Source organism: Avibacterium sp. 21-599, from assembly GCF_026226765.1.
Classification (GTDB): Bacteria; Pseudomonadota; Gammaproteobacteria; order Enterobacterales; family Pasteurellaceae; genus Avibacterium.
In genome coordinates, this window is sequence record NZ_JAKKOB010000002.1 from 443628 (window position 1) to 466038 (window position 22411).

Annotated in this window: 24 protein-coding genes and 1 pseudogene; 14 read left to right on the forward strand and 11 right to left on the reverse strand. The window is 38.9% G+C overall.

Annotation, left to right across the window (positions count from 1 at the left end):
- The first annotated feature begins 146 nt into the window (after window positions 1-146).
- Entirely contained in the window at window positions 147-779 is a 633-nt protein-coding gene (locus L5B83_RS12015) for a hypothetical protein (protein WP_265778677.1), read from the forward strand.
- Window positions 780-898: 119 nt separating this feature from the next.
- Here L5B83_RS12015 and L5B83_RS12020 read toward each other — a convergent pair whose 3' ends face one another.
- The gene (locus L5B83_RS12020; RefSeq protein ID WP_265778678.1) at window positions 899-3442 is read right to left on the reverse strand and encodes an autotransporter outer membrane beta-barrel domain-containing protein; all 2544 of its coding nucleotides are present in this window, start codon (window positions 3440-3442) and stop codon (window positions 899-901) included.
- 164 nt (window positions 3443-3606) lie between these two features.
- Complete coding sequence (gene glpK, locus L5B83_RS12025) at window positions 3607-5115, reverse strand: glycerol kinase GlpK (protein ID WP_265778679.1); 1509 nt, start codon at window positions 5113-5115, stop codon at window positions 3607-3609.
- 399 nt (window positions 5116-5514) lie between these two features.
- On the opposite strand from glpK, the gene L5B83_RS12030 reads away from it, so the two are divergent.
- The gene (locus L5B83_RS12030) at window positions 5515-6252 is read left to right on the forward strand and encodes an MIP/aquaporin family protein (RefSeq protein ID WP_265778680.1); all 738 of its coding nucleotides are present in this window, start codon (window positions 5515-5517) and stop codon (window positions 6250-6252) included.
- A gap of 57 nt (window positions 6253-6309) precedes the next feature.
- Here L5B83_RS12030 and tsaA read toward each other — a convergent pair whose 3' ends face one another.
- Window positions 6310-7029, reverse strand: coding sequence for a tRNA (N6-threonylcarbamoyladenosine(37)-N6)-methyltransferase TrmO (gene tsaA, locus L5B83_RS12035; RefSeq protein ID WP_265778681.1), 720 nt, complete (start codon window positions 7027-7029; stop codon window positions 6310-6312).
- Between the two features lie 102 nt (window positions 7030-7131).
- Between tsaA and L5B83_RS12040 the strand changes: the two genes are divergently transcribed.
- The 11 genes from L5B83_RS12040 to L5B83_RS12090 all read left to right on the forward strand — a co-directional run bounded on the left by L5B83_RS12040 (window position 7132) and on the right by L5B83_RS12090 (window position 16502).
- Window positions 7132-8037, forward strand: a complete 906-nt coding sequence (locus L5B83_RS12040; protein WP_265778709.1) for a 1,4-dihydroxy-2-naphthoate polyprenyltransferase — start codon at window positions 7132-7134, stop codon at window positions 8035-8037.
- Window positions 8038-8087: 50 nt separating this feature from the next.
- Complete coding sequence (gene rraA / locus L5B83_RS12045) at window positions 8088-8588, forward strand: ribonuclease E activity regulator RraA (RefSeq protein WP_265778682.1); 501 nt, start codon at window positions 8088-8090, stop codon at window positions 8586-8588.
- Between the two features lie 229 nt (window positions 8589-8817).
- Window positions 8818-10203, forward strand: coding sequence for a DASS family sodium-coupled anion symporter (locus tag L5B83_RS12050; protein WP_265778683.1), 1386 nt, complete (start codon window positions 8818-8820; stop codon window positions 10201-10203).
- Between the two features lie 135 nt (window positions 10204-10338).
- Window positions 10339-11172, forward strand: a complete 834-nt coding sequence (gene ubiE, locus L5B83_RS12055) for a bifunctional demethylmenaquinone methyltransferase/2-methoxy-6-polyprenyl-1,4-benzoquinol methylase UbiE (RefSeq protein WP_250364140.1) — start codon at window positions 10339-10341, stop codon at window positions 11170-11172.
- 12 nt (window positions 11173-11184) lie between these two features.
- Window positions 11185-11814, forward strand: coding sequence for a ubiquinone biosynthesis accessory factor UbiJ (locus L5B83_RS12060; protein ID WP_250350866.1), 630 nt, complete (start codon window positions 11185-11187; stop codon window positions 11812-11814).
- 4 nt (window positions 11815-11818) lie between these two features.
- A complete protein-coding gene (gene ubiB, locus L5B83_RS12065; RefSeq protein ID WP_265762252.1) occupies window positions 11819-13456 on the forward strand; it encodes a ubiquinone biosynthesis regulatory protein kinase UbiB in 1638 nt (545 codons plus the stop codon).
- Window positions 13457-13586: 130 nt separating this feature from the next.
- Entirely contained in the window at window positions 13587-13814 is a 228-nt protein-coding gene (gene tatA / locus L5B83_RS12070) for a Sec-independent protein translocase subunit TatA (RefSeq protein ID WP_250350868.1), read from the forward strand.
- Between the two features lie 3 nt (window positions 13815-13817).
- Window positions 13818-14357 (forward strand): Sec-independent protein translocase protein TatB, encoded by a 540-nt coding sequence (tatB, locus tag L5B83_RS12075; protein WP_265762253.1) that lies wholly within the window; start codon window positions 13818-13820, stop codon window positions 14355-14357.
- Window positions 14358-14366: 9 nt separating this feature from the next.
- Window positions 14367-15134 (forward strand): twin-arginine translocase subunit TatC, encoded by a 768-nt coding sequence (gene tatC / locus L5B83_RS12080; protein WP_265762254.1) that lies wholly within the window; start codon window positions 14367-14369, stop codon window positions 15132-15134.
- Window positions 15135-15171: 37 nt separating this feature from the next.
- Complete coding sequence (gene hemB / locus L5B83_RS12085) at window positions 15172-16206, forward strand: porphobilinogen synthase (protein ID WP_265778684.1); 1035 nt, start codon at window positions 15172-15174, stop codon at window positions 16204-16206.
- A gap of 119 nt (window positions 16207-16325) precedes the next feature.
- Window positions 16326-16502, forward strand: coding sequence for a helix-turn-helix domain-containing protein (locus tag L5B83_RS12090; RefSeq protein ID WP_265778685.1), 177 nt, complete (start codon window positions 16326-16328; stop codon window positions 16500-16502).
- Here L5B83_RS12090 and L5B83_RS12095 read toward each other — a convergent pair.
- Window positions 16499-17440, reverse strand: a pseudogene (locus tag L5B83_RS12095) (IS110 family transposase). The gene L5B83_RS12090 and the pseudogene L5B83_RS12095 overlap by 4 nt on opposite strands.
- Window positions 17430-17588, reverse strand: coding sequence for a hypothetical protein (locus L5B83_RS12100; protein WP_265778686.1), 159 nt, complete (start codon window positions 17586-17588; stop codon window positions 17430-17432). The pseudogene L5B83_RS12095 and the gene L5B83_RS12100 overlap by 11 nt, the downstream one beginning before the upstream one ends.
- Here L5B83_RS12100 and L5B83_RS12525 point away from each other — a divergent pair.
- Entirely contained in the window at window positions 17569-17889 is a 321-nt protein-coding gene (locus L5B83_RS12525; RefSeq protein WP_442780648.1) for a methyltransferase family protein, read from the forward strand. The genes L5B83_RS12100 and L5B83_RS12525 overlap by 20 nt on opposite strands.
- A 25-nt stretch (window positions 17890-17914) precedes the next feature.
- Here L5B83_RS12525 and L5B83_RS12105 read toward each other — a convergent pair whose 3' ends face one another.
- The 6 genes from L5B83_RS12105 to metK all read right to left on the reverse strand — a co-directional run bounded on the left by L5B83_RS12105 (window position 17915) and on the right by metK (window position 22199).
- The gene (locus tag L5B83_RS12105; protein ID WP_265778687.1) at window positions 17915-18802 is read right to left on the reverse strand and encodes a DMT family transporter; all 888 of its coding nucleotides are present in this window, start codon (window positions 18800-18802) and stop codon (window positions 17915-17917) included.
- A 9-nt stretch (window positions 18803-18811) separates the two neighbouring features.
- Window positions 18812-19255, reverse strand: a complete 444-nt coding sequence (gene rimI, locus L5B83_RS12110; protein ID WP_265778688.1) for a ribosomal protein S18-alanine N-acetyltransferase — start codon at window positions 19253-19255, stop codon at window positions 18812-18814.
- Window positions 19255-19665: a DNA polymerase III subunit psi gene (locus tag L5B83_RS12115; RefSeq protein ID WP_250349584.1), complete on the reverse strand. Its 411-nt coding sequence runs from the start codon at window positions 19663-19665 to the stop codon at window positions 19255-19257. The genes rimI and L5B83_RS12115 overlap by 1 nt, the downstream gene beginning before the upstream one ends.
- Before the next feature lie 131 nt (window positions 19666-19796).
- Entirely contained in the window at window positions 19797-20393 is a 597-nt protein-coding gene (locus L5B83_RS12120) for an opacity family porin (protein ID WP_265778689.1), read from the reverse strand.
- Window positions 20394-20447: 54 nt separating this feature from the next.
- Window positions 20448-20951, reverse strand: coding sequence for a SprT family zinc-dependent metalloprotease (locus L5B83_RS12125; RefSeq protein WP_265778690.1), 504 nt, complete (start codon window positions 20949-20951; stop codon window positions 20448-20450).
- A gap of 93 nt (window positions 20952-21044) precedes the next feature.
- Window positions 21045-22199 (reverse strand): methionine adenosyltransferase, encoded by a 1155-nt coding sequence (metK, locus tag L5B83_RS12130; protein WP_265778691.1) that lies wholly within the window; start codon window positions 22197-22199, stop codon window positions 21045-21047.
- Window positions 22200-22411 lie beyond the last annotated feature (212 nt).

Genomic DNA, 22411 nt, shown 5'->3' on the forward strand with positions numbered 1-22411 from the left:
ATAAAAGTGCCAATGGTATTGCCACAATAAGCGCTTAAAAAATTGCTTATCTTTTGGGGGCAGATCACTTTCTTTTACAATGAACTATTATTGTGTAATGTCATCTAAATAAATACTTCATTTAATAAATATTCAAAGGAATTTTAATGAAACGACTCAAAGTGCTTTTGCTTAGCTTGTTTGCTTTACCTAATGCGTGGGCAAATTTAGATACCAATATCAAATACAGCTCAAATTATTTAATGCCTGCCTATGTGCATTTTAATGCCAACGGATCGCAATATCACGTTGATGCTAAGATCAATATTCCGCTGTATAACATTGAATTTAAATCCGTTGGGACGCAAAGTAAAACAGATTTCAAAATGACCAATTACCAAGATGTACGTAACGGTAAACCTTATGCAAAAACGATTATCAAAGGCAATGAAATTGCTTATGGTAAAGTGAAAAATGGTTTGAAAAGCGAGCCACTTGAAATGCCAACCTTTGATTTATTCACGGTAGCATTCCAGCTTAGCTATTACGACAAATTACCGAAAAATTTCCAAATTACTAACGGCAAAAAATTATATCCGATGAAAAATGTCTTCGTAAAACAAAGCGAACGACAAATAAAAATTCAAAATCAATCACAAACAGAAATCACTTATCAATTCCGCACTGGCGAAAAATCTTTTGTGGTAAAAAAATATCGTGGTGAGCAATTCCCTCGTTATATTTCTTATGATAAAGATGGCGACCATTATGAATTAACATTTAGTGAGTTTGTGAAATAAGGCTTATTTTATTTCATACTAAAAAGGCAGTGTTCAATTAAAGATTGATACACTGCCTTTTCTCTTATATGCGGTTTAAAAATTTAATAAAAAACTACCGCACTTTTATTCTGAGCCAATTACCATTGATAGCTATACCCTAGATTGAGCTGTACATTCTCTCTATAGCGACTCCCCATTTCATTTTTCAATGAAACATCAAAAGAACCAAATACAGTTTTCAATGCAGCGCCTAATTCAAGTTGGGCGCGGTTACCAAATGATTGAATATTGGCTTTGGACTGATTGATCACAATATCATTTGAACCAAAATCATTTAGCCAATAAACACCCGCGTAAGGTTTTAGACTAACCGACGAAAGCGCAAAATTTCCCATAAATTGAGCGCCCAATTTGCTACGGTAAGTTGTGTTGCCATTGAATTTGGTTGCCGATATGCTCGCTTGTGGTACAACATTCCAATTAGTAAACATCGGTAATTTAATACCTGTACCAAGGCGTAAGCTATGAGCATTGAAGCTTTGTTTATCAACTTCATCACCACTTAAGCGTAAGCGGTTGTAGCTGTAATCAGTATCAAGGAATAAGCCATTTTGCCACTGCATTCCTCCATAAACACCTATATGATTACCTTTGATTTTTGCGCTGCCGTAATCTTTGTCGAAATCAATTTTTCCTTGACCAAGCCCCGTATAAAGCCCCGCATAGTAAGAAGTCTCTTGATTGACAAAATGCACATCATAACCTACGGTCAGTAAATGATTACGCTGTTTAAAGCCTGATGTATTAGCTAAAAGTGTTTGATAAGAATCCACTTCACTCCAATTATTACTATTTTGTACCCAGAACCCAGTTAAGCGTTCTGTATTATGCAAGAAACCAACGCGTTCGCTTACTGTTTCCCCTTGTGTATATAAATAAGCTCTTGCCGCTTGTTGAATTGAAATCACATTATTGGCATATTGACTAAATATTCTTTCTCCCTCATCGCTCGGTTGCGGTTGCGGTTGCGGTTGCGGTTGCGGTTGCGGTTGCGGTTGCGGTTGCGGTTGCGGTTGCGGTTGCGGTTCTTCAGTATTGGTTGATTTGCCTTTATGCGCCAATACCCAATTATTATTATCTTTCGCTAATTCATAGCGATAAATTCCAGCATCGACATAAGGTTTATCTTTTAAACTGAATTCCCCATCACCTGAATTGGTTTTAACCAGAATAACTTTGCCATTTTCTTTTTTGGGTTCATTGCGAGAATTTCGCACTTGTAAACGATGATTACCTGTTACACTGCCTTTCACAATAATTTGATCAGCGTTTTCAGAAGCTAAATCTGAATTTAAAATAAATTCACCGCTGCCAGATAAATCTTTGTTAATTGTTAAAGTATGGAATGCAGAATCAGGCTCAAACTCAACTGTCGAATTATTCACACTGAGATTATCTAGCGTGCTATCACCTTTAAATTTCCACTGGCTATTACCATTTAAAGTTAAATCCACCGTACCGTATTCGTAATTAGGGTTAATATAACTCACACCTTGCAATTTCGCACCTTGATCGGCTTGGATTTTTAGAGCTAAAGTGTTAATCAACTCAAGCCCTGTGCCTATTGAATTAAGCATTTCTTGATCGTTCATATTAACTAAACGGTTTGCTTTAATTTCTCCACCATTAATTTGAATATTGATAGCATCTTTTTTAGGATATTCTTCATCATCCAAATCATTAACATTCATTGTTATATATTTGAAAAAAGAACCTGATGAAAAATTACTATTTTTAATATTTATTTTAGAAGGAGATCCATTCTCTTGCTCACCAATATCAGTTCCATCAATAGAAAATGCCGTGCTTTTATCATTTAAAGCAATTTTGCTATTGCTTAAGTTAATACTAATTTGATCTTCTTGAGTATCTCTTAAAATTTCAATGCCTATTTGCCTATCTTGATTTCCTGTTATTGATAAATTATTTCCTTCAAAATTCACATTACCAGAAGCTGATATTCCAGTTATTTTATCTGAATTCATTAAAATAGATAAATTATCTAATTGTAGATTGGAATAATAAGAAACAATTCCTTCTGTACCAGAACCATTTAAAACAATATTCCCACCTTTTGCAATTAGCTCACCTTGATATATGTAAGCTGCTGCACCACCGTACTCATACTCTCCATTAATTTGCTCAATGCTTGACCCAACTGTTAATATTACACCTTGTTCAATCAATCCCATATCACCTTGCCCAAGCCCAAGAATAGCGCTGCCATCACTAGGATAACGATCCAAACTAGCCGATACCCCTTCTTTTAAAGTAATACGATTTTTCTTAGAAAGATCCAGTACTGTAAATAATGCACCACCAATTTTTGATCCATATTGATCCATACCATTAGAAGTGGCTTCTCTATTTTTATAATTTCCTTTTAGAACGGTAATATTGAAAGATTTATCATCATTAGCAGGAAATTCTCCTTCTGATAAAAGATGCCCATCTTCTCTTGAAAATAAAGGTTCATAAATTTGATAGGTATTAGATTTAGAAATATGAGTCATAAAATTACACCCATATTGATTAGAACAAGTTAAATCGATCGCATTCGCTTGCGAGTAACAGGCAACTAATATCGCCCCTAACGTGAGTTTTGGTGAAAATCTTTGCATTAGATTATCCTTAGCTTATGATGAAAAAATAATCGTGTTTAGATAAATATCTCTTCGTATCGTACCACAAAAAATATAGCTCTAGAAAATAACAATCTATAAAAATCCCATATAAAAAGTGCGGTGAAAAACCACCGCACTTTTTCCAAGAAGAAATGTTAATGCTAATCTTCCTCTTTCTCCCATTCTAAGGCACGTTTGACCGCTTTTTTCCAGCCTTTATAACGTTTTTCTCGTTTAGCTTCATCGTCATCAGGCAGGAAAGTACGTTCCACATCGGCTTTATCGCGTAGCTCATCTAAATCTTTCCAAAATCCTGTGGCAAGCCCAGCAAGATATGCTGCACCTAATGCGGTAACTTCTTTCACGACAGGACGTTCAACAGGGGTGTTAAGAATATCGGCTTGGAATTGCATGAGGAAATTATTGGCTGTGGCACCGCCATCCACTCGCAAGGATTTCAGTTTTTCCCCTGAATCAGATTGCATTGCTTCCAATACATCACGAGTTTGATAAGCGATAGACTCAAGTGTTGCACGAACAATGTGATTGCGATTTGCGCCACGAGATAAGCCCAAAATTGCGCCACGAGCATAAGGATCCCAGTAAGGCGCGCCCAAGCCTGTAAAGGCAGGAACCACATAGACACCGTTACAATCTGGCACTTTCTGTGCGAAATATTCGCTGTCGAAGCTATCGTGAACAATTTTAAGTTCATCACGCAACCATTGAATTGATGCGCCTCCCATAAAAATTGAGCCTTCTAAGGCATATTCTGGCTCACCTTTGGCATTACAAGCAATGGTGGTGAGTAAGCCATTTTGTGATTGAACGGCTTTATCCCCCGTGTGCATTAACATAAAGCAGCCAGTACCATAGGTATTTTTGGCTTGCCCTGCGTGAACACAAAGATGTCCATAAAGCGCTGCTTGCTGGTCGCCTGCAATACCTGCCACGGGAATACGCACGCCACCTTTTCCGCCGATATTGGTTTGCCCGTAGATTTCTGAAGAATTACGCACTTCGGGGAGCATTGATTTTGGAATATCCAAAATGTCGAGCATTTTGTCATCCCATTGTTTGGTATGAATGTTAAACAGCATTGTGCGAGAAGCATTGGTGTAATCCGTAACGTGAACACGTCCTTGAGTGAGTTTCCACACAAGCCAAGTATCTACCGTACCAAAAAGTAATTCGCCACGTTCAGCTTTTTCTCTTGCACCTTCGACATTATCCAAAATCCACTTAACTTTTGTTCCTGAGAAATAAGGATCGACAACAAGCCCCGTGGTTTTGCGGATATAATCTTCATAGCCTTCTTGTTTTAATTTATCCGTAATCTCAGCGGTACGCCGGCATTGCCATACAATCGCATTGTAAACGGGTTTTCCCGTCTCTTTTTCCCATACAATGGTTGTTTCACGTTGGTTTGTAATCCCTATTGCAGCAATGCTATCAGAAGAAATCCCGGCTTTGGCAACGACTTCATTTAATGTTGAACTTTGTGTTGCCCAAATTTCCATTGGATTATGTTCTACCCAGCCTGCTTGAGGATAAATTTGGGTAAATTCACGTTGAGCAATTTCAACCACATTAGCATTATGATCGAGCAATACCGCTCTGGAACTTGTTGTACCTTGGTCTAAAGCGATGATATATTTTTTTTCTGCCATAATTCAGTCCTCTTTTATTTATGAGATGAGTAAAATGTCGCACCAATCTTACTATCCGAAACCTTTTTTGAGCTAAAACGAAAGAACTACTAAAAATAAAAAATAATTGAAAACGCTCAAATTTAAAATAATCAATATGTAAAAATTTGATCTGTTTCACAAAATATTTTTCCTCTACTTCTTATGAGTTATTTTTTATATTTCAATATTAATCAATAAATTAAAAATGTGATCAAGCTAACAAATTAGATAAAAAGTCGCTAAATCCTTATAAAAAGTATTGCTTTAAACACATTTCTATTAATAATGAAATACGCACCAATAATATTCAAAAATGCCTTTTTGGTTCTAAACGAAAGAAAATCACAGAGCAAACGAAAAGATGAAAAGGAGTGCATTATGAATGCTTATCTGGCGGAATTTATTGGTACCGCATTACTGATTTTAATGGGTAATGGCGTGGTTGCTAATGTATGCTTAAATAAAACCAAAGGACAAAGTTCAGGATGGATTGTCATTACCACAGCTTGGGCCTTTGCTGTTTATGTGGCAGTTGTTGTAACAGGGCCTTACAGTGGTGCGCATCTTAACCCTGCCGTAACCCTTGGCTTGGCAGTTATTGGGAGTTTCGATCCATCAATGATTTTCGGCTATATTATGGCACAAATCGCAGGAGGAATGTTCGGCGCATTACTCGTTTATACGTTCTATAAAGATCATTTCACCGCAACGGAAAATCAAGGTGCAAAACGTGCGTGTTTCTGCACAGAACCGGCTATACGCAACTATGCTAACAATTTTATCAGTGAAGTAATTGGCACCTTTGTTTTATTATTTGTGATTTTCTATCTCTCCGGTGCAAGCCTTGATTTTCCAGAAGGCACCACAACGCCTATCGGATTAGGCTCTCTCGGCGCATTACCCGTCGCTATTTTAGTATGGGCAATTGGTTTAAGTTTAGGTGGTACAACAGGTTATGCGATCAACCCTGCACGAGATCTCGGGCCTCGCTTAACCCTTGGATTATTAGGTAAAACCTTAAACACATCAGCAGATTGGCAATATAGCTGGGTACCTGTATTAGGTCCAATTACAGGAGCAGTGTTAGCTGGGGTAGTTTACAACGTATTAATGTAAGATTTTAAAAAGCGTTCAAATGGCTGATATTTGAACGCTTTTTTATAGTAGCTCGCCCTATTCTGATTCTTCAATATCAATCACTTCCACCCACGCGCCATTTTTCACCAACCAACGAATATTAAAATCATACAATCGCATTCCATAAATTCGCTCAGAGGTACTCGCTTGGTGATAAGCAGGACGGGGATCTTGTTGTAGCACTTCGCTAATGAAACGCTGAAAATTTGGGTATTTTGCACCGCACTTGATTAATTGCGTTTGCGCTTTGGGTGAGAAAACAACCTGCAATCTTGCTTCAGGGGGTTGTTGGGCAAAGCTTGATTTTGCATTCGGTTCACTGTCGGCATAGGCAAGATAAGGTTTAATATCAAAAATTGGTGTGCCATCAACTAAATCAACCGCGCCTAAATGAAGTAATACTTGCCCCTTATTTATTTCTATCCCCGTTAATTCAACTTTAGACAAACCAAGTGGATTTGGGCGATGTGTCGCGCGTGAAGCAAATACGCCTATGCGTTGATTACCGCCAAGGCGTGGTGGACGAACTGTCGGTTGCCATTTGCCTACGGGGACTTTATCAAACTGGAAAATAAGCCATAAATGAGAAAAGTGTTCCAAACCACGTACTGCCTCAGGTTGGTTATAAGGCGGTAGTAAGCGGATTGTGCCAACACCATCTTGCACTAAATTAGGTTGGCGTGGCACGGAAAATTTCTCTTTATAAGGGCTATGAATGATTCCGATAGGGGAAAGGGTTAAATTAAGTTGCGACATATTTTCCTTAAACAGTTAAAATGGCGAAGATAAATGAGTACAATAGCCAATTCTTTGGAATATTTTACGCCAAAATTAGAATTTAGAAAGATAGTGAAAAATATGGATAAACAAGTCATTAAAATGTGGGTGGAAACGGCAAGACCGAAAACCCTACCTTTAGCCGCCGCCTCAATTGTTATGGGGGCGGCGCTTGCCTACTGGGATCATAAATTTAGCTGGCAAATCAGTCTATTATGTTTGATTACCACCTTGTTGTTACAAATTCTTTCTAACTTTGCCAATGATTATGGCGATCACCAAAAAGGCAGTGATACCGCAGAGCGTATCGGACCATTGCGTGGTATTCAACACGGCGTGATTAGTGCAAAGCAACTGAAAAAAGGGTTAATCGCCCTCATTTTAGCGAGTTTATTTTTCGGCTTTCTGTTAATTGCCATAGCTTATCAAAGTTATGCTGATCTCTTGGCTTTTTCCCTGTTAGGGGGTCTTGCCATTATTGCAGCGATTACTTATACCGTAGGTGCAAAGCCCTATGGTTATATGGGATTAGGCGATATTTCCGTGTTGTTATTTTTTGGAATTTTGGGGGTATGTGGAACCTATTATTTGCAAACTCACCAACTAAATTTGATGATTTTTTTACCCGCACTTGCAACTGGATTATTTGCTACCGCAGTTTTGAATATCAATAACTTACGAGATATAGAACAAGACAAAAAGGCGGGCAAAAATACCTTAGCCGTACGATTAGGTGCAAAAAAAGGGCGGATTTATCATTGCCTTTTATTAGCCACAGGCGCCATCTGTTATCTGCTTTTTGCCTTAGCCAATTTCCACCAATTAGTGAGTTTTATTTTCCTTATTGCCTATCCATTACTAATAAAACACGCTGCCTTCGTTTATCATAGTAAAGACCCATTATTATTGCGCCCAATGCTTGGGCAAATGTCAATGCTCGCCCTTTTAACTAACTTACTTTTTAGTTTCGGCTTGCTAGTGGGCTAGCAATAGGCATATACTAGAACAATCATTTTCAGCGTATAACAGGTGAACTTATGTGTATTGATACTTCTACTCTCTGCGATATTTATTTAGATCAAGTTGATGTTGTAGAACCAATTTTTTCTAACTTCGGTGGCTTAACTTCCTTTTACGGCAAAATTACCACCGTAAAATGCTTTGAAAGCAATGGCTTAATTGGCGAAATTTTGGAAGAAAACGGTGAAGGTCGCGTGTTATTAGTGGACGGTGGCGGTGCAGTGCGTCAAGCCTTGATTGATGCTGAACTTGCTCAACTTGCCGTAGATAATGGCTGGGAAGGGATTATCGTTTACGGTGCGGTTCGTCAAATTCAACAGTTAGAAAATTTAGATATCGGTATTCAAGCCCTTGCACCAATTCCAGTGGGGGCAAACGATGATACACAGGGCGAGGTTGATGTCCCTGTGAATTTTGGTGGGGTGACGTTTTACCCTGAAGATTATGTGTATGCAGATTTAACGGGCATTATCCTTTCGCAAGAGCCTTTAGCGTTGGACGATTCCGAAGAAGAATAATTCGATTAAGATAATGGCAAGTTTTTCTTGCCATTATTTTTCTACTCTAGCTTTTTTCATCTTTTTGCTTGATTGCGACTTTTTACTGTTTATTCAGCTATTTTTCTGACCTGCCTCACAAAACCACAATTTTTTTATTGCTTTTTATTAACAACTTGATAACGTTAGCTTGTCTTTATGGCTAACCCCAAAAGGTTAGCACCAATAACGAACATAAAGAGGAATAACTATGAATACAACATCACCCCAAACTACATCACATCGTAATAGCATTATTCTGATTGCCGATATGGTGCTTTTCTTTGTTTTATTAAATTTTCTTCCTTTTGATCCCAAAGCAAATAAAGGCTTGGCAATGTTAGCGTTTATTGCGGTATTATGGCTAACCGAAGCCTTGCACGTAACGATTACTGCGCTTTTAGTTCCCCTACTTGCTATTATGCTAGATTTGGTCACCACCAAACAGGCTTTGGTTGCTTTTGCCGATCCAAATATTTTTCTCTTTTTTGGTGGATTTGCATTAGCCACCGCACTTCATCAGCAAAATATTGATCGAATGATCGCCAATAAAATTATGGCATTGGCTGGCGGTCGCTTATTAGTTGCAGTGCTTTATCTCTTTACTATTACCGCATTTTTATCAATGTGGATGAGTAACACCGCAACCGCCGCAATGATGCTGCCTCTCGCAATGGGGATTTTAAGCCAAATGGATAAAGAACGTGAGCATAACACCTATGTATTCGTATTATTAGGTATTGCGTATAGTGCCAGTATCGGTGGTATGGGAACGCTCGTAGGTAGCCCGCCAAATAACATTGTCGCAACACAACTTAAACTGACCTTCTCAGATTGGTTGAGTTACGGTATTCCTGTGATGCTCCTATTAATGCCAATTATGATTGGTACGTTATATATGGTATTCCGCCCAAAACTCAATCTACATTTCAAACAAGATTTTGAAAAAATTGAATTTAATTCTAAACGCATTATTACGCTAGTGATTTTTATCTTAATTGCGCTATGTTGGGTATTTAGCAGCAAAATTAATCCTATACTTTCTTCATTACTTGGTTTAGAGAAAAAAATTGTGAGTTTTGACAGCGTCATTGCTCTGCTTGCAGCGGTAATTATTTGTGCCACAGGTGTCGCCTCTTGGAAACAGTTACAAAATAACACCGATTGGGGCGTGTTAATGCTGTTCGGAGGTGGTTTAACCCTCAGTTCCGTGTTGCGTGATTCAGGTGCAAGCCGTATTTTAGCTGATGGTATTGTTTTCTTAATTGAAGGAGGGCATTTCTATCTTATCGGCTTGTTGGTCGCTGCGTTTATCATCTTCTTAACAGAATTTACCTCAAATACGGCAAGTGCGGCCCTATTAGTGCCAATTTTTATCTCTATCGCACAATCATTAGGTATGCCAGAATTAGGCTTAGCCCTTATTATTGGTTTAGGCGCATCCTGTGCCTTTATGCTACCAGTTGCCACACCACCAAATGCCATTGTGTTTGGTACAGGCGAAGTGAAACAACGCGAAATGATCCGAGCGGGTATCTTGCTCAATCTTATTAGCGTATTTGTTATTGGCACATTAGCCTATTTGTTATGGTTCTAAAATGATGCTATTTAAGATGAACGCCAGCTTTTAGCTTTGTTTTCTTCACAAAAGCATTTTCTAATAAAAATAGCGGAGAAATCCGCTATTTTTTGTTATCCTAAGGGACATTCATCTTATTTTTCGGACAAGGTTATGACTTCCCAAAACAATACCCACAAAAAATTGCCAGAAAATGCACCGCACTTTGCACAAGCTGACACGCAACAAATTCAGACTGATAATGAACAAGAAACCACCCATTTTGGTTACCAAACTGTGGCAAAAGCAGAAAAACAAAAGCTGGTAGCCAACGTGTTCCACTCAGTGGCAGGCAAATATGATTTAATGAATGACTTGCTTTCTTTTGGTATTCATCGTGTTTGGAAACGCTTTACGATTGATTGCAGTGGCGTGCGAAAAGGGCAAAAAGTGCTAGATTTAGCAGGGGGAACAGGAGATTTCAGCGCGAAATTTTCTCGCCTTGTCGGTGAAAGTGGACAAGTCATTTTGGCAGATATTAATTCTTCAATGCTAAATGTGGGACGAGAAAAATTGCGTAATCTTGGCGTAGTGGGCAACATCAATTATGTACAAGCTAATGCAGAAACCTTGCCCTTTGCCGATAACACCTTTGATTGCGTAATTATTAGTTTTGGCTTACGTAATGTCACAGATAAGGACAAAGCATTACGTTCAATGTTCCGCGTATTAAAACCCGGTGGGCGCTTGTTAGTGTTGGAATTTTCTAAACCGATTTTAGATCCACTAAGCAAAATCTATAATTTTTATTCTTTCAATATTTTACCGAAAATCGGTGAAGTGGTGGTGAATGATGGCGATAGTTACCGCTATTTAGCTGAATCTATCCGAATGCACCCCAAACAAGAGGATCTCAAAACGATGATGGAACAAGCCGGCTTTGAGCAAGTCAGTTACTACAACCTCAGCGCAGGCATTGTTGCCTTGCATCGAGGCTATAAATTTTAAGCGAGTCAAAAAATGAACTTCTTGCAACAATTAATGCTGCCTCAGTGGCTCAACGGTGCGTTAGAATCCTTACTAAATTATTTACTCAAACGCACGGCACATAGCGAAATTTATTTGCGTAAACTTAACGGTAAAGTCCTTAAAATTAATTTGCAACAAATTGATTTTCCAATTTATTTTGTTTTTTCACCACAACGGATTGATCTCCTCAACCAATATGAAGATGAAGTTGATTGTACAGTCAGTTTGAAAGCCCAAATGCTAATGAAAATGCCAAACAAACAGCAATTATCTTCTTATCTCAATGATCAATCCATTTTATTGCAAGGTGATTTACAAGTATTGCAGGATTTTACCGCACTCTTAGAATTTCTAGAAAAAGATCCAGCTGAATTACTTTCGCCTTTTGTGGGGGATGTGGTGGCACAAAGTGCGGTGAATTTTTTACGCAATTTTGGGCAAATGGCAACAACAAAATTACGGCAAAGCCAGCAATATTGGGGTGAACGTCTAACCGAAGAATGGGAAGTCATCTCTCCCAGTTTGGCCATTGATGATTTTAATCAGCAAGTAAAAATGCTAGAAAAACGCACCGCACTTTTAGAACAGAAACTCATACAACTTGAAACAATATTAAATTAATCTAATGACTTTTAACGATTTCAAACGCTTATACAAAATTATCCGTACATTTTTAATTTATGGGATAGATGACGCCCTGCCTCATAATGCCTACACTCGTCCCTTGCGTTGTTGGCGTAAAACCTTATTTTGGTTACGTAATCAGCATAAAGAGCTGGCATTCGGCTTGCGTTTACGTCTTGCTTTACAAGAACTTGGGCCTGTGTGGATCAAACTTGGGCAAATGCTTTCAACCAGACGAGATTTATTCCCCCCTGATATTGCTGATGAATTAGCCTTATTGCAAGATCAAGTTGAACCTTTTGACGGGAAATTAGCACGAGAACAAATTGAACAAGCCTTTGGGGATAAACTAGAAACGTGGTTTGAAGATTTTGACGAAACTGCCCTTGCTTCGGCTTCTATCGCTCAAGTTCATACCGCAAGATTTAATACTACTCAACCGCTTGCGGGCAAAGAAGTGGTACTCAAAGTGCTACGCCCCAATATCCAGCCACAAATTGAGGCTGATTTAAGCTGGATGTACAAATTAGCCAGCTGGATCCCCCGTTTATCCAGTGAAGGGTATCGTTTACGCGCGGTGGAAGTGATTCGTGAATATGAAAAAACCTTGCGTGATGAATTAGATTTGCGTATTGAAATGGCTAATGCAATCAAATTGAAAGCCAATTTTACAGATAGCCCAATGCTCTATATTCCAGAAATGTATCAACAATTTTGTTACCGTAATGTCATCACAATGGAGCGAATTTACGGTATTCCTGTTTCTGATGTAGAGACACTAAAAGCCAATGGCACAAATATGAAATTACTCGCAGAACGTGGCGTACAAGTATTCTTTACCCAAGTATTCCGTGATAGTTTTTTCCACGCCGATATGCACCCGGGAAATATTTTTGTTAATCCACAGCATCCTGAAAATCCGCAATATATTGGCATTGATTGCGGTATTGTTGGACGCTTAAACGATAATGATAAACGCTATTTGGCAGAAAGTTTTGTTGCCTTTTTTAATCGTGATTATCGTCGCGTTGCGCAAATGCACGTTGATGCAGGTTGGACACCACAGGATACGAATATTGATGCCTTTGAACAAGCGTTCCAAGAAGTGTGTGAACCGATTTTTGCTAAACCGCTATCGGAAATTTCCTTTGCTCAAGTTTTGCTCAATTTATTTAATGTCGCACGCGAATTTAATATGCAAGTGCAACCTCAACTCGTCTTATTACAAAAAACCTTACTGTATATTGAAGGCTTAGGACGACAGCTTTATCCACAACTTGATTTATGGGATACGGCAAAACCGTTTCTACAAAACTGGCTAGATGAGCAAATGGGAATGAAGGCAATGGCGAAAAACCTAAAAGCGACTTTGCCTTATATTGTTGAGCATTTACCACAGTTTCCCGCCACCTTAATGGATGCACTAAAACAACAAAACCACATTCATCAACAACTGAATGCCATTAATAAAAAATTAGCGCAACAACAACGTTGGCAGAAAAAAGCATTAGCGGTGATAATGGGGACAGTCCTTTTCTTCGGAACATTATGGCAATTTTCTGCCTTACCTTTATGGGTAAATATTACTTTATTGACGGGTGGAGGGCTATTTTGGCTCATTGCCTTGATAATGCCATAACCTCAATTCGCGCGCAAAATTGGGTGATAAATCAATAAAATGTGAAATAATGTAAATTGTCTATTGTTCAAGATGAATAAAAAAGTTATATTTTCACACAATTTTATTAAATTAGTTATAGGAGTAAAAAATGGGTTTAGGTGGCGTAAGCATTTGGCAATTACTCATTGTTTTGTTAATTGTATTAGTTTTCTTCGGTACAAAAAAATTGCGTAACGTGGGTTCAGATTTAGGCACTGCAGTGAAAGGCTTTAAAAATGCAATGAAAGACGATGAAACACCCGCAGAGCCGAAAAAAATTGCCGATGACGCACAACAAGCAAAAACAGAAACTGTAAAAGACAAAGAACAGGCATAATCCGTGTTTGATATTGGTTTTTCTGAATTACTGTTAATTTCCATTGTGGGCTTAGTGGTACTAGGCCCTAAACGTCTCCCTATTGCCATTCGTACAGTTATGGGCTGGGTGAGTACGATCCGTGGACTTGCCGCAAATGTACAAAATGAGTTAAGCCAAGAGCTGAAATTACAAGAGTTGCAAGAAAGTATCAAAAAAGCTGAACATCTCAATTTAAAACAACTTTCTCCTGAATTAAGCCAAACTGTGGAAGATCTCAAAGCCTCAGCGGAAAAAATTAAAGCAAATTTAGAGGAAAAAGCGGCAAGCACACAAACAACTTTTGAACAACAAGTTCAAGAGCTAAAAAGTTCGGTGCAAAATTCTGATGAAAAACACGCAACTGATACCTTATCTAATGAAAGTGAACTTTCTCCTGCTGATATTGCAGAATTAGCCGAACAAGATGAATCTCAGCTTGAACTGACCAGTGCCTATTATCCTGAAGATGATAGCTTGGCAGAAGTCAGCTCTTCACCTGAATCTAAATCAGAAAAAGCATAAAGGCGTTCTATGAGTATTGAAGAAACCCAACCTCTGATCAGTCATTTATTGGAACTTCGCGATCGCTTATTACGTTGCGTTCTTGTTGTCGCAGTAATTTTCTTAGGCTTAGTCTATTTTGCCAATGATATTTACAATTTTGTTGCCTCCCCCTTATTAAGCGTGATGCCATCAGGGGCAAGTATGATAGCAACCAATATTGCAACGCCTTTTTTTACCCCACTAAAATTAACGGGTGTTGTGGCATTATTTATTGCTGTTCCCTTTTTGCTATATCAGATTTGGGCATTTATTGCCCCCGCACTTTATCAACACGAAAAACGCCTTATTTATCCGCTCTTATTTTCAAGTACCGTGCTGTTTTATTTAGGCGTAGCTTTCGCTTATTATGTGGTGTTTCCCTTAGTGTTTGGCTTTCTCACCAAAACCGCCCCAGCCGGCGTTGCCATTGCCACAGACATTAGTAGCTATTTAGATTTCGTGCTGACGCTTTTTTTAGCTTTTGGGGTTTGTTTTGAAGTACCTGTTGCGATTATTTTACTCTGCTGGTCTGGTGTAACAACAATTGAAAACCTAAAGAAAAAACGTCCTTATATTATTGTCGCCGCATTTATTATTGGTATGCTACTAACTCCCCCTGATATTTTTTCACAAACCTTACTTGCGATTCCAATGTGCTTATTATTTGAAGTAGGATTACTTTTTGCACGTTTTTATCGTCCAAAAGAAAATACTGACAATCCAAATGAAGAAAACGAACAAGAAATAATTAAATAGCATAGGGGCAAACGCCCCTTTAATTTTGGAGAATACAATGACTACACAAATTTTCACGAGTTTCCCAGCACGCCGTTTACGACGTATGCGCAAACAGGATTTTAGTCGCCGCTTAATGGCAGAAAATAAACTCAGCGTAGATGACCTCATTTATCCTGTATTTATTATAGAGGGTGAAAATTATCGTGAACCTGTGCCATCTATGCCAAAAGTGGAGCGTTTAACTTTAGATCAATTGCTGATCGAAGCAGGATTATTAGTGAAATATGGGGTACCGGTTATCGCCTTATTTCCAGTGATTGATCAAAGTAAAAAATCGCTTATGGCAGAAGAAGCCTATAACCCGAATGGCTTAGTACAGCGTGCAGTAAAAGCACTTAAAGCTACTTATCCTGAATTAGGGGTATTAACGGATGTCGCGCTTGACCCTTACACGGTACACGGACAAGATGGCATTATCGATAATGATGGCTATGTGTTAAACGACCTCACCACTGAAGTGCTAGTGAAACAAGCCCTCTCCCACGCAGAAGCTGGCGCAGATATTGTCGCACCAAGTGATATGATGGATGGAAGAATTGGCAAAATTCGCACCGCACTTGAAGAAAAAGGTTTCATCAATACACAAATTATGGCGTATTCCGCTAAATATGCCTCAAATTATTACGGTCCATTCCGTGATGCGGTAGGCTCATCGAGTAACCTCAAAGGTGGCGATAAGAAAACCTACCAACTTGATCCTGCCAACAGTGATGAAGGACTACAAGAAGTGGCGCTAGATATTCAAGAAGGGGCAGATATGGTTATGGTGAAACCCGGAATGCCTTATTTGGATATGGTTTACCGTGTTAAACAACACTTTGGAGTACCCACCTTTGCTTACCAAGTATCAGGCGAATATGCAATGCATATGGCAGCAATTCAAAATGGTTGGTTGAAAGAAAAAGAATGTATTATGGAAAGCCTGCTTTGTTTTAAACGCGCAGGTGCTGACGGCATTCTTACCTACTTTGCCAAACAAGTAGCTGAATGGTTTTATTTAGAAAAACAGGAAAAAATAGATAATATATAGGATATCCTTGCAATGACCTATTTATGATAAGGCTTAGTTGCGACTAAGCCTTTTTCGCGATTAATGAATAAAAAATGATTATATAGTCAAATTTCCCAAAAAACAAAATGGGGCACAATATGACCTATCCTGTACATTTCCGTAAAAAAATCATAGAAGAAGCCAAAAAAGCAGAGCGAATTGTAGATTTTCTAAAAATCTACGGCATCAGCACCTCCACTTTTTACGAATGGAAGAAAGAAATCCAACCGAAAAAAGGACATCAAAAAAAGCCAAAATATAAATTCGTTAATTAAAGTGCGTAAGCGTCCCACTGTGAGCCATCACGGACAATCGCATTTAAAATGGTCAGAAGCTTACGCATACAAGCGTTAATCGCCACTTTGAACGCCTTGCCATTCGCTCGCAAACGTTCGTAAAATTGTTTAAGCTTAGGTTCAAAACGCACACAAACAAACGTTGCCATATATAGCGCATTTCGTACAGCTTTACGACCACCTGAACATCAGCTTTTCCATTTTGTACTGCCGCTTTCTTTCGGGTGTGGCGCAACACCAACAAGCGAAGCAATTTGTTTATGTGTGTATTGACCTAACTCAGGCAACATTGACATCAAAACGGCTATCGTTTGTGTGTCTAACCCTTTGATGTCTTTAAACTTTTTTATTGCATCGTCAAAATATTTGAGATGCTATTCGATTTCACTATCCAGTTCATCAATACGCAGGCTGAGATAGTCAATATGCTGTTCAACACTGAGTACTTGTGTGGAATGAACTTGCTCAAGGCGGTTTTTCTCCGCCAAACGCATTTCGACAAGCTGATTACGGCGTAAAACAAGGCTTCAAGTCCTGTCTGGCGTTGGTGGTATATAACGCTGTTGCGCTACATTATCACGCATTGCGAGCATCTGGGCGTAAAAAGCCAACATTTTGGCATCTTTATTGTCGGTTTTTGCTAGTGACTGCGACATAGCAAGCTGATTGGTTTGTCGTGGGTTGGCAATGACTACATGAAAGCCTGCGCGGTGGAGTGCTTTAGCTAATGGTAGTTCAAGCCCCCCAGTGCTTTCAAGGACAATTAAGTTTACACTGAAATCGCGTAAATACTCAATGGTATGCGCAATCCCTTTTGGGTTGTTGGTTTCAGTCTTTGTTCGTTTTTGGTTAAAAAGCCCAATTACGAAATGACGTTTAGCAACATCAATACCACAATAAGTTTGTTTATTCATCATTAACCTGCCTTGCATTCGGGTTTAAGTCTGCCAACTGTTCGGTTTTTTGGTGAAATGTTATTTGCTCTCTTGTTCCTCCCGCTGGATTATTCTCTTTCCCGCCTCTCTTTCTTCTCCCCATAAGGATATTGGCAAGCCTTATTGCCATTTGTAGCCTTTGGCAATTTCATCAAACTAAAACAACCATAAGCCCACTGGCAACGAAAAAAACCTCCCGTCTTATCACAAAAGTCATTTACTCATACAGCCCTAACCCAATGTACCTTAGCTTATGGTGGGTCTTGCTAAGCTGGTTTTTATGGCTAGAAAAAGGATTGGCAATTTTAGAACCGATTTGCTTTATTATGATTATAAATCAGTTCCAAATTAAGCAGGAAGAACGAGTATTATTACCACTTTTTGGCAAGCCATATCAACAATACTGCCAACGAGTTAGGCTCTTGATATAACTAAAGAAAGTGCAGTGTTTTTTTACTATTTTTTTCTACGCAAAAATTGTTTCAGCTTTTCTTTCGGCAAGCGATAGAACATTAACGCCAGAAAAATTAACCCACAACCTAATGCCTTATGTGATGTAATCGGTTCGTGAAAAATCATCATACTTAAAAAAAGTGTCCACACAGGCTCAAGCAGCATAATTAATGCCGCATTTCCGACACTGCAATACTTCTGACCAAGGGTTTGCAATAAAAAACGAAAATTGGTTGCGATCAGCACACTGGCTACCAGCCAGCCCCAAGTTTCATTCGGAATATCCTCTGGCCAAGTTTCCATAAAAATCGAATACAAACCACATAAAATACCCACCATTGCTAGCTGAATGGTGGTGAGAGGCAGCACAGGGATATGGCGAACATAATGATGATTAAGCACAAAATAAGTCGCGGCTAGCAGTGAAGTGAGTAAATACAAGCTATTCTCTGAAGAAAGATTAAACCCATTATCACCTAAAGCAAGAAAATACAAGCCTGAAATCGCAATGGGCAAGCTGAGCCAAAAACGCGATTGCGGCTTTTGTTTGAACAGCAGCCAAGCGAGCAACGGCGCAATTAACATTGATAAACTGGTGAGAAACGCCCCTTCACCAAAATTGGTATTATTGGTGATTGCCAAAATCCAAACACCAAGAAAAACCGCAAAAACGCCCCCAATTAGCAAGGCATTAAGCACCTGCCGATGACTCAAACGGCGTAAATGAGGATAAGCAAAAGGCAAGAAAACCAACGCAGCAAGAAAAAATCGCAAGCCGATAAATCCCACCGAGGGCAAGGCATCAATAGCATATTTTGAAAAGAACCAGCCAATGGCAGCAGAAATGGTCACAAATAAAAGGATAATTTCCCCACGATAACGTTCTAGCATTGTTGTTCCTTATAAATAGCACGCCATTACCACAGCATTTTCTCGTCTGCCGTCTAACGTCGGATAATAATTTTTGCGAATATCCACTTCGTTAAAGCCGCATTGCTGATAAAGCCTTTGCGCGATTTCATTGGATTGACGCACTTCCAACCATAATGTCAAAATGCCCTGCTCGCGCAATTCATCCATTAAAGAGTGCAATAATTGCTTTCCTAAGCCTTGCCCTTGATAAGCAGGATCAATGGCAAGGTTGAACAAGGTAGCTTCATCAAGCACTTTCTGACAAATGGCAAAGCCGATAATATGCTGCTCTTTCTCTAATTTTAAATTGAAATAGCGTTCACCTTGATTATTTTTTAATGTCCCTAAAGACCAAGGCACAAGATGCGCTTGCTGTTCGATCGAAAATAATCGATCAAAATCTTGTGATTGAATCGGTGAGATCTTTATCATTATGGATTAATTCCTTGAATTTGCTGCCATAATTGACGCTTTTCTTGCGGGCTTGCCATCAAGGTTTCCCAATTTGGCGATAGCCATTGGCTCAAGGCTTTTTGACAATACGGCAAAGTGCGGTGGATTTTTTCTGAATTTTCGCTTAATAACCAATAATGTACTTCGTGGCTGACGTGCAAATGCGGGATAAAATCAAAATGAATCGTTAAATATTCATTTTGCTTCACATCTAGGCTACGCAAAATATCCTGTAATAACGCAATAGGGGGATTTTCAGCCTCACTAATGATCACCAACCGTACCCGCTCATCAATAGGAATATTAACTACACCTTGCAAGCTTTCAGGGCGAACCAGTTGCCATTGGGAAAGCCCCATTTCTTGTAACAGAAGTTGATGCCGTTTCATTATGTTACCGTTCATTAAGAAAATTGCTGTATTGTAAACATTTAGAAAGGCTTCATCAAATAAAGCTAAACGATTTCAGCATAAAAAAATGCGGTGGAAAACCACCGCACTGACAATAAGACATTGATTAATTAGAATTCGTAACGAAGACCGACTTTTAAGCCATATTGGTTTACTTTGGTATTTTCAAAAGAAGCTAAACGTTGCAATTGAACACCTGCATCTAAAGCTAAATTATCAGTAATTTGATAAGAAGCTCCTGCTAATACACCATAACCAAATTTAGTGTGTGACTCATTATCAAACCCCGTAAAATGCCCATTAGAGTTAACTTCTACCGAAGTTTCATTGAGCTTTACCTTATTTAAGGATAAACGAGCACCAATGTAAGGCTTAAGTGGAATATCTAAATTAAAATCATAAAGGGCAGAAAAACCAAAACCTTGAGCTTTAATTGAACCATTGCCTTTTTCATAATCTGTAGCATTTTCTTGAATATAATAAGAATAGTTTTTCTTACCATAATAAGTGTAATCTAATGCAAAACGTAGTTCATTGATTTTGTATCCAATAGATACGCTTGGGGCAACTTTGCTCATATTCAGCTCATTAAAGCCACCAGTAAATTTAGCTTTTGAATAACCTAAATCCCCTTGTACATACCAATTTGCATTGGCTGCTGATGAAATAGCTAAAGCACTCATTGCTACTGCTAAGAGTTTTTTCATATTATCCTCCAATAAAGGTGTTAAAAACTGCCTGATTGTAGCATAGTTTTTAACTCACGGTAAATGAATTAAGGGCTGTTTACATTCGCGGCAAAAATACACCGCACTTTGCTTTTGCACTTTGTTATGACGACGTACGCTGAGATTGTGAGTGCGGCAACCGCAGCGATAAGCAAAGGTTTTACCTTGTACGTTTTTAATATCTAAATGATGATAAATTTCAGCAGGTTGCTGAAAAACCGTTTCCATCACAGCTTTCCATTCTTTACCGTGTGGCGCTACTCGCCCAAAAACGTGATAAACAATCAAATGTGCCAATTCGTGAGGGACAATTTGCTGCAAAAAATATTCAGGATTTTCCAGTAGTAACGTGCGGTTAAAACGGATTTCGTTTTTCTGCAAATATGCCACGCCTGCTTTCACACCTCGTAGCTGATAGTTTATTTCAGGCATTGGGAAAGAACGTTGAAAATACCTTTCTGCAAGTAATAGATAATGGCGTAATTGACGCAATATTTGCATATTAAGTATGCGTAATGAAGGATCTGTCTCTGACATAAATAAAAAAATAGCTAAATTTCTTTTATCTAAGATAAGAATAAAAAGGATAAAATCAATTTAGCTATATTAAAAGTGCGGTTATTTTTCCCTTTATTTTAATCCTGCTGCAATACGTAATTCCGCTGCACGATCCGTTTTTTCCCAAGGGAATTGCTCACGTCCAAAATGCCCATAAGCTGCGGTTTGGCGGTAGATTGGTTGAATGAGATCAAGCATTTTAATTAATCCATAAGGGCGTAAATCAAAAAACTCACGCACTAAATTTACCAATAACGCATTGCTCACTTTGCCCGTGCCAAAGGTTTCCACCATAATGGAAGTCGGCTCAGCCACACCGATGGCATAAGAAAGCTGAATTTCACAACGATCAGCTAAACCGGCGGCAACAATATTTTTTGCTACATAACGTGCGGCATAAGCGGCAGAGCGATCCACTTTTGAAGGATCTTTGCCCGAAAATGCCCCACCACCGTGACGAGCAGCGCCACCATAGGTATCAACAATGATCTTACGTCCAGTTAGCCCACAATCTCCCATTGGACCACCAATTACAAAACGCCCTGTTGGGTTAATGAAATACTTGGTATCTTTACCAAGCCATTCACTTGGTAGGACAGGTTTAATAATTTCTTCCATTACACCATCATAGATGTCTTGTTGGCTCACGCTATCCGCGTGTTGAGTTGAAAGCACCACGGCATCAATGCCAACAATTTTATCATTTTCATATTTTAGGGTAACTTGGCTTTTCGCATCTGGACGTAACCAAGGCAAGGTGCCGTCTTTACGTACTTGTGCTTGGCGTTCCATTAAGCGATGTGCATAAGTAATCGCTGCCGGCATTAATACATCAGTTTCATTGGTGGCATAGCCAAACATAATACCTTGGTCGCCTGCACCTTGATCTAATGGGCTTTCACGATCCACCCCTTGATTAATGTCGGAAGATTGTTTTCCAATAGCATTTAACACCGCACAAGAATGGCCATCAAAACCCATATCAGAATGTTTGTAACCAATATCACAAATTACTTGTCGTGTTAGATTTTCAATATCCACCCAAGCAGAGGTGGTGATTTCCCCCCCTACAAGTGCCATACCTGTTTTCACATAGGTCTCGCACGCCACACGGGCTTTGGGATCTTGTTTTAGAATTTCGTCTAATACCGCATCAGAAATTTGGTCAGCAATTTTATCTGGATGCCCTTCTGACACTGATTCGGAAGTAAATAAATAAGATGACATAGCTTTCCTTAAAGATTGAAATTAAATTTTAGATGTTTTTGCGTCTAGACGGCTATAATACGCTTTTTCGTTTAGAAAGCAAGCATTAATTCACTTGCTCACATTCTTTTAGTGAAGGAAAAAATCCGTCAAATTTACACCGCTCTTTGATCTGCCCCCCCAAAAACTGGACACCTAATTTGAGGTGCAGATTATGTCCTATACCTATCAAT

Bases quoted from the DNA above. Each gene is read 5' to 3' on its own strand.
- metK (WP_265778691.1), bottom strand. From the start codon at position 22,199: ATGTCATCTTATTTATTTACTTCCGAATCAGTGTCAGAAGGGCATCCA.
- L5B83_RS12100 (WP_265778686.1), bottom strand. From the start codon at position 17,588: ATGGCAATAAGGCTTGCCAATATCCTTATGGGGAGAAGAAAGAGAGGC.
- tsaA (WP_265778681.1), bottom strand. From the start codon at position 7,029: ATGTCGCAACTTAATTTAACCCTTTCCCCTATCGGAATCATTCATAGC.
- ubiB (WP_265762252.1), top strand. From the start codon at position 11,819: ATGACTTTTAACGATTTCAAACGCTTATACAAAATTATCCGTACATTT.
- L5B83_RS12090 (WP_265778685.1), top strand. From the start codon at position 16,326: ATGACCTATCCTGTACATTTCCGTAAAAAAATCATAGAAGAAGCCAAA.
- L5B83_RS12020 (WP_265778678.1), bottom strand. From the start codon at position 3,442: ATGCAAAGATTTTCACCAAAACTCACGTTAGGGGCGATATTAGTTGCC.
- L5B83_RS12030 (WP_265778680.1), top strand. From the start codon at position 5,515: ATGAATGCTTATCTGGCGGAATTTATTGGTACCGCATTACTGATTTTA.
- rraA (WP_265778682.1), top strand. From the start codon at position 8,088: ATGTGTATTGATACTTCTACTCTCTGCGATATTTATTTAGATCAAGTT.
- L5B83_RS12015 (WP_265778677.1), top strand. From the start codon at position 147: ATGAAACGACTCAAAGTGCTTTTGCTTAGCTTGTTTGCTTTACCTAAT.
- rimI (WP_265778688.1), bottom strand. From the start codon at position 19,255: ATGATAAAGATCTCACCGATTCAATCACAAGATTTTGATCGATTATTT.
- ubiE (WP_250364140.1), top strand. From the start codon at position 10,339: ATGACTTCCCAAAACAATACCCACAAAAAATTGCCAGAAAATGCACCG.
- hemB (WP_265778684.1), top strand. From the start codon at position 15,172: ATGACTACACAAATTTTCACGAGTTTCCCAGCACGCCGTTTACGACGT.
- L5B83_RS12050 (WP_265778683.1), top strand. From the start codon at position 8,818: ATGAATACAACATCACCCCAAACTACATCACATCGTAATAGCATTATT.
- L5B83_RS12060 (WP_250350866.1), top strand. From the start codon at position 11,185: ATGAACTTCTTGCAACAATTAATGCTGCCTCAGTGGCTCAACGGTGCG.
- L5B83_RS12115 (WP_250349584.1), bottom strand. From the start codon at position 19,665: ATGAAACGGCATCAACTTCTGTTACAAGAAATGGGGCTTTCCCAATGG.
- L5B83_RS12125 (WP_265778690.1), bottom strand. From the start codon at position 20,951: ATGTCAGAGACAGATCCTTCATTACGCATACTTAATATGCAAATATTG.
- L5B83_RS12105 (WP_265778687.1), bottom strand. From the start codon at position 18,802: ATGCTAGAACGTTATCGTGGGGAAATTATCCTTTTATTTGTGACCATT.
- L5B83_RS12040 (WP_265778709.1), top strand. From the start codon at position 7,132: ATGGATAAACAAGTCATTAAAATGTGGGTGGAAACGGCAAGACCGAAA.
- glpK (WP_265778679.1), bottom strand. From the start codon at position 5,115: ATGGCAGAAAAAAAATATATCATCGCTTTAGACCAAGGTACAACAAGT.
- tatA (WP_250350868.1), top strand. From the start codon at position 13,587: ATGGGTTTAGGTGGCGTAAGCATTTGGCAATTACTCATTGTTTTGTTA.
- tatC (WP_265762254.1), top strand. From the start codon at position 14,367: ATGAGTATTGAAGAAACCCAACCTCTGATCAGTCATTTATTGGAACTT.
- L5B83_RS12120 (WP_265778689.1), bottom strand. From the start codon at position 20,393: ATGAAAAAACTCTTAGCAGTAGCAATGAGTGCTTTAGCTATTTCATCA.